Here is a 4,994-nt window from a genome sequence, read left to right as displayed (position 1 = left end):
AATCAGCACCATCTTGCGGTGCCAGTGGGGAAGGGAGTTGAAGGCGTGCCAAATAACCATGGAAAGTTGATGCAGTCGGGCAGAATGGATGGATTTTACAGCCTTTCCAATTGGCCCGCCATTCCAGTAATATGTTTGGCCCTGTGGAATCGTGATGGAGAGTCAAAAAATGTCCCAGCTCGAGGTGGCGCTAGCCGAGATCAAGCGCGGAGCGGAAGAAATTCTGGTTGAAGAAGAACTTGTCGCCAAGTTGAAGGAAGGGCGCCCGCTGCGCATCAAGTTGGGCATGGACCCTACCGCCCCCGACATTCACCTGGGTCATACCGTGATCCTCAACAAGCTGAAGACCTTCCAGGATCTGGGCCATGAAGTGATCCTGCTGATCGGTGACTTCACTGCTATGGTGGGTGACCCCTCCGGCAAGAACAGCACTCGTCCGCCGCTCTCCGAAGAGGCGATCAAGCACAACGCCCTCACCTATGCGGAGCAGGCGTTCAAGATCCTCGATCCCGCCAAGACCCGCATCGAGTACAACTCCAGCTGGCTGGGCGAGCTGGGTGCGACCGGCATGATCAAGCTGGCGGCCAAGCAGACCGTGGCCCGCATGATGGAGCGCGACGACTTCAAAAAGCGCTACACCGGCGGCCAATCCATCGCGATTCACGAATTCCTCTATCCGCTGCTGCAAGGCTATGACTCGGTCGCGCTGAAGGCGGACGTTGAGCTGGGCGGTACCGATCAGAAGTTCAACCTGCTGATGGGCCGCGAGCTGCAAAAAGATGCCGGCATGGCGACCCAGTGCGTGCTGATGATGCCGCTGCTGGTGGGTCTGGATGGCGTCAAGAAGATGTCCAAGTCCGCTGCCAACTATATCGGCGTACACGATGCCCCGGGCGAGATGTTCGGCAAGATCATGTCCATCACCGATGATCTGATGTGGAACTACTACGAGCTGCTCTCCTTCCGTCCGCTGGCTGAAATCGAAGGGTTCAAGGCGGGCATCGCTGCCGGCACCCTCAACCCCCGTGACGTGAAGATCTGGCTGGCCAAAGAGATCATCACCCGCTACCACGATGAAGCGGCGGCCGAAGCGGCTCACGAAGATTTCACCCAGCGCTTCTCCAAGAACGCCATTCCGGACGAAATGCCGGAAGTCGAACTGGCGTTGGAAGGCGAAGGTCTGGCCATCGCCAACCTGCTGAAAGAGGCCGATCTGGTGGCCACCACCTCCGAAGCGCTGCGGATGATCAAGCAGGGCGCGGTCAAGGTGGATGGCGAGAAACTGGAAGATGGTAAGGCACTGATTGGTGCCGGTACCGCCGTCTATCAGGTTGGCAAGCGCAAGTTTGCCCGGGTGACGGTCAAATAAGCCCTGATCGCTCAGTACGCGGTGACTGGTCATCCACTCTGATGCGTTGAATAAGAGAAGCCTCCCTTGTGGAGGCTTCTCTGTATTTGCGATGTGTACGGGCCGCACAAATAGCAAAACCGGCATCAGGGGATGCCGGTTTTTTATTGCTACTGCGAGGTCTGTGGCCTTAACGGGCCAGCTGGACGGCAGCGCGCGGGCGGGCCGGTTGCGGGTGGTGTTTGGCTTTTGGCGCGCAGGCCACTTTCAGGCGCAGCCACTCGCGCCACAGCAGCCAGCAGAGCGGCAGGGTGAGCAGCAGCACGGTCGCTGGCTGGGCCATCAGCACGCCATCACGACCCCACAGTTGCGGCAGCAGGAAGATAAGCGGCAGCAGCAACACGGTTTTGGCGATGGAGATGACCAGCGCCTGGCGGGTGCGCGCCATGGATTGCAGCAGCACGATGCCGAACATGATGATCCCCTCCAGCGGAATGGCACCGAGGTTGAGGGTCAGGCTGCTGATAGCGGCGGCCAGCAGCTCGGGATCCTTGTCACCGGTATAGAGCATGGCGACCTGTCCCGGCAGCAGCTGGATGGTGAGCCACACCACCATGCCGTAGATAAAGGTGAACTTGAGCCCCATCTCCATCAGGTACTTGAGGTTGCGATGGCGCTTGGCCCCCGCCGCCTTGCTGATGAGCGGCTGAATGCCGAAGGCCAGCCCCTGCAGGATGACGATAAAGACCGCCTCGGTATAACCAGCCACGGTAAAGCCCGCCAGATCCTTCACATTGCCATACACCATCAGCTGGCTGTTGTGCAGCATCAGCAGCAGGCCGAGGTTGAACTGGGCAATCAGGCTCGGCAGGCCGGTAAAGAGCAGGTTCGGCATGGCAGGGAGGTTGGGCACCAGATCCCGCCAGGTGAGTTGCAGCCGGGCCCAGGGGGTAAAGAAGTAGCCAAGGCCGATCAGGCTCACCACACCCTCTGCCATCAGGGTGGCCTGGGCGGTACCGATCAGTCCCAGCCCCAGCCGACCCACCATGATGTAGTTGAGGATGATGTTGAGCACGGCGCCGCTGCTCACCAGCACCATGGCCAGTTTCGGGCGGCCATCGTTGCGCAGCAGATAGGGGACCGCCAGATTGCTGGCCAGCAGCAGGGTACCGCCGCCAATCCAGGTGAGGTAGTCACTCGCCTGTTTCCAGGTGTCGGTGCCCTGTTCGATCCCCAGCCCCAGCAGGATATCGGTGTGGGTGTAATAGAGCAGACCCGGGGCAATGATCCCGAGCCCGGCCAGCAGCCAGAGGGCGTTGACCAGCGCCTGACGGGCCAGCGTGTCGTTTTTCGCCCCTTGCTGGAAGGAGATGGCGGTCGCCGCCCCCATGCTGATCATGGCGGCCAGACCGATCAGCACCATGATGACCGGATAGACCAGGTTGATCCCGGCGAGGCCAGCGGCGCCGACATAGTGGCCGACGAAGATGCCGTCGATGAGGTAGTAGGCCCCCGAGACCAGCATGGCAAGAATGGAGGGGAGGGCGTAAGCCCAGAAGCGACGGGTCATGGCCCGTTGCCGCAGTGTTAAATAGGCAGACATATCTGTTCTCTCGGGGAGCTCGATTATCGAACAGCTAGTCTAGATTAATACTTATTTGGTGATAATCAGGGTTTCACTTGATGAATTGCTGAGTATTACTCACTAATCCGGGGTTTTGGTAGTGAGCCTTGAGCATGTCGATCAGGATGCGCAGGCCGCTGCCCAACTGGTGCCGACTGGGATAGAAGAGGTAGAAACCGGCAAAGGTGGGGCACCAGGGCTCCAGCACGGTGAGCAGTTTCCCCTCCGCGACCTTTTGACTCACCTCCTCTTCCAGACAGTAGGCGAGCCCCAGCCCTGCCTCGGCGGCGCCCAGATAGAGGGCCGGGGTGCTGGTGGTGAGCGGCCCGGTTACTTCGATCTCCAGCATGGTGCCGTCGGCGGCAAAGGCCCAGCGATAGTGATGGTGCGGGGTGAGGCGATAGCCGATGCAGGCGTGGCGGCTCAGCTCGCTCGGGTGCTCTGGCGCGCCATGCTCCGCCAGATAGGCGGGGGCGCCCACCACCAGATAGCGCTGTGGCGGACCGAGGGGGATGCCGATCATCTCCTTGGGCAGCAGATCGCCATAAAAGAGCGCGGCATCGTAACCATCTTCAATCAGCCGGGGCATCAGCTCCTGCTCCACCACCTCCACCTGCATTCTGGGATAACGGCGCAGATAGTCGATCAGCACCGGTGCCAACAGGCTGTCGATGGCGCCGCGCGGGGCGCAGAGCTTGAGTCGTCCTATCGGCTCGTCGCTGTTGCGGGTCAGCTCGCTGAGCGCCTCTTCCAGGGTATTGAGGGTGGGGAGCAGTTGCTTGAGCAGCCGCTGGCCCGCATCGGTCGGCACGACGGCGCGAGTGCTGCGGTTGAGCAGCCGCACCCCCAGCCGCTCTTCCAGTCCCTTCAGGCTGTGGCTGAGGGCGGAGGCGGAGACCCCGAGTTCGAGGGCGGCCTTGCTGAAACTGCGGTGACGGGCGACGGCGGCAAACACCGCCAGTTCGGCGAGATCGGTACGGGTAATGGTCATTATCAATCAACAAAAAGGCGTGAGTCACAAGGGTACGCCAAGGCCGTGCTGCACACAATCCGCACTGAATGGGTGGATTGTTGTGGAAATGTAGCTTGCTGCAGGCCATTGATTCCAGTGAAACTAAGTTTAATTGTTAAAAAAAACTGACAATAAGGCGCCTTGAGTGTGATCTTAGTCGTCCGAAAGGCGACCGGAATCAAACTTTGGTTGATTAATTCAAAAAAACGCTGTGATTAATAGGGGCATTTAATTAAAGTCAGCCCATCAAGAGTGGTGCACGTTAATCGGTTGTTAAGTGAGACGGGCGCCGACCCTCAGGGTCAAAATCTCGCACTGTTGTTTGTTGCAATCTTGTTGTCACAAGGAGTGATGGCCAGGTTGCCGGAGGGCGAGAGGTTAATAGCAAGGACGGACAGCAGGCGTTCCAGGGAGATGGAACCGGGCCGAGGGCCCGAACAAACAAGAATCCCATTTTTCCTAGATGACAGGAACAACGTATGTCTGACATGAATATTGCAGCTGATGGTCGTTTAGCCAGCAACACTTCCCGCGGCATCAACAAGGCCGATGTGGTCTGGATGCTGGGTCTGTACGGTACCGCGATCGGTGCCGGTGTGCTCTTCCTGCCAATCAACGCCGGTGTAGGTGGCCTGTGGCCGCTGGTTGCCATGCTGATCCTGGCGCTGCCGCTGACTTTCTTCGCTCACCGTGGTCTGGCCCGCTTCGTGCTGTCCGGCTCTACCCGTGATGGCGACATCACTGAAGTAGTAGAAGAGCACTTCGGCAAGACCGCAGGCAAATTCATCACCCTGCTCTACTTCTTTGCCATCTACCCGATCGTACTGATGTATTCAGTCGCCATCACCAACACCGTCGAAAGCGTGATTGTTCACCAGCTGGGCATGTCTGCACCTCCCCGTGCCGTTCTGTCACTGGCGCTGATCCTCGGTCTGATGGCGGTTGTGCGTCTGGGCGGCCAGGTTATCGTCAAAGCGATGAGCGTGCTGGTATTCCCGTTCGTGATCACC

The 4,994-nt window shown here is 59.2% G+C and carries 4 protein-coding genes; 2 read left to right on the top strand and 2 right to left on the bottom strand.

Annotated elements, in window-relative coordinates:
• Positions 1-169: 169 nt before the first annotated feature.
• Positions 170-1,369: a tyrosine--tRNA ligase gene (gene tyrS / locus LD28_RS0120035; RefSeq protein WP_033138663.1), complete on the top strand. Its 1,200-nt coding sequence runs from the start codon at positions 170-172 to the stop codon at positions 1,367-1,369.
• Positions 1,370-1,538: 169 nt separating this feature from the next.
• Here the strand turns inward: tyrS and LD28_RS0120030 are convergent, their stop codons facing one another.
• Together LD28_RS0120030 and LD28_RS0120025 are read right to left on the bottom strand one after the other, a co-directional pair.
• Entirely contained in the window at positions 1,539-2,951 is a 1,413-nt protein-coding gene (locus LD28_RS0120030; protein WP_033138662.1) for an MATE family efflux transporter, read from the bottom strand.
• Between the two features lie 73 nt (positions 2,952-3,024).
• Positions 3,025-3,963 (bottom strand): LysR family transcriptional regulator, encoded by a 939-nt coding sequence (locus tag LD28_RS0120025; protein ID WP_050514387.1) that lies wholly within the window; start codon positions 3,961-3,963, stop codon positions 3,025-3,027.
• 500 nt (positions 3,964-4,463) lie between these two features.
• Between LD28_RS0120025 and LD28_RS0120020 the strand changes: the two genes are divergently transcribed.
• A partial coding sequence (locus LD28_RS0120020; RefSeq protein ID WP_033138661.1) for an aromatic amino acid transport family protein occupies positions 4,464-4,994 on the top strand: 531 nt, incomplete at its 3' end.

This window comes from Aeromonas finlandensis, assembly GCF_000764645.1.
GTDB lineage: Bacteria > Pseudomonadota > Gammaproteobacteria > Enterobacterales > Aeromonadaceae > Aeromonas > Aeromonas finlandensis.
Note: the sequence above shows the minus strand (reverse complement) of the source record. Positions and strands in the feature narration are given on the sequence as shown.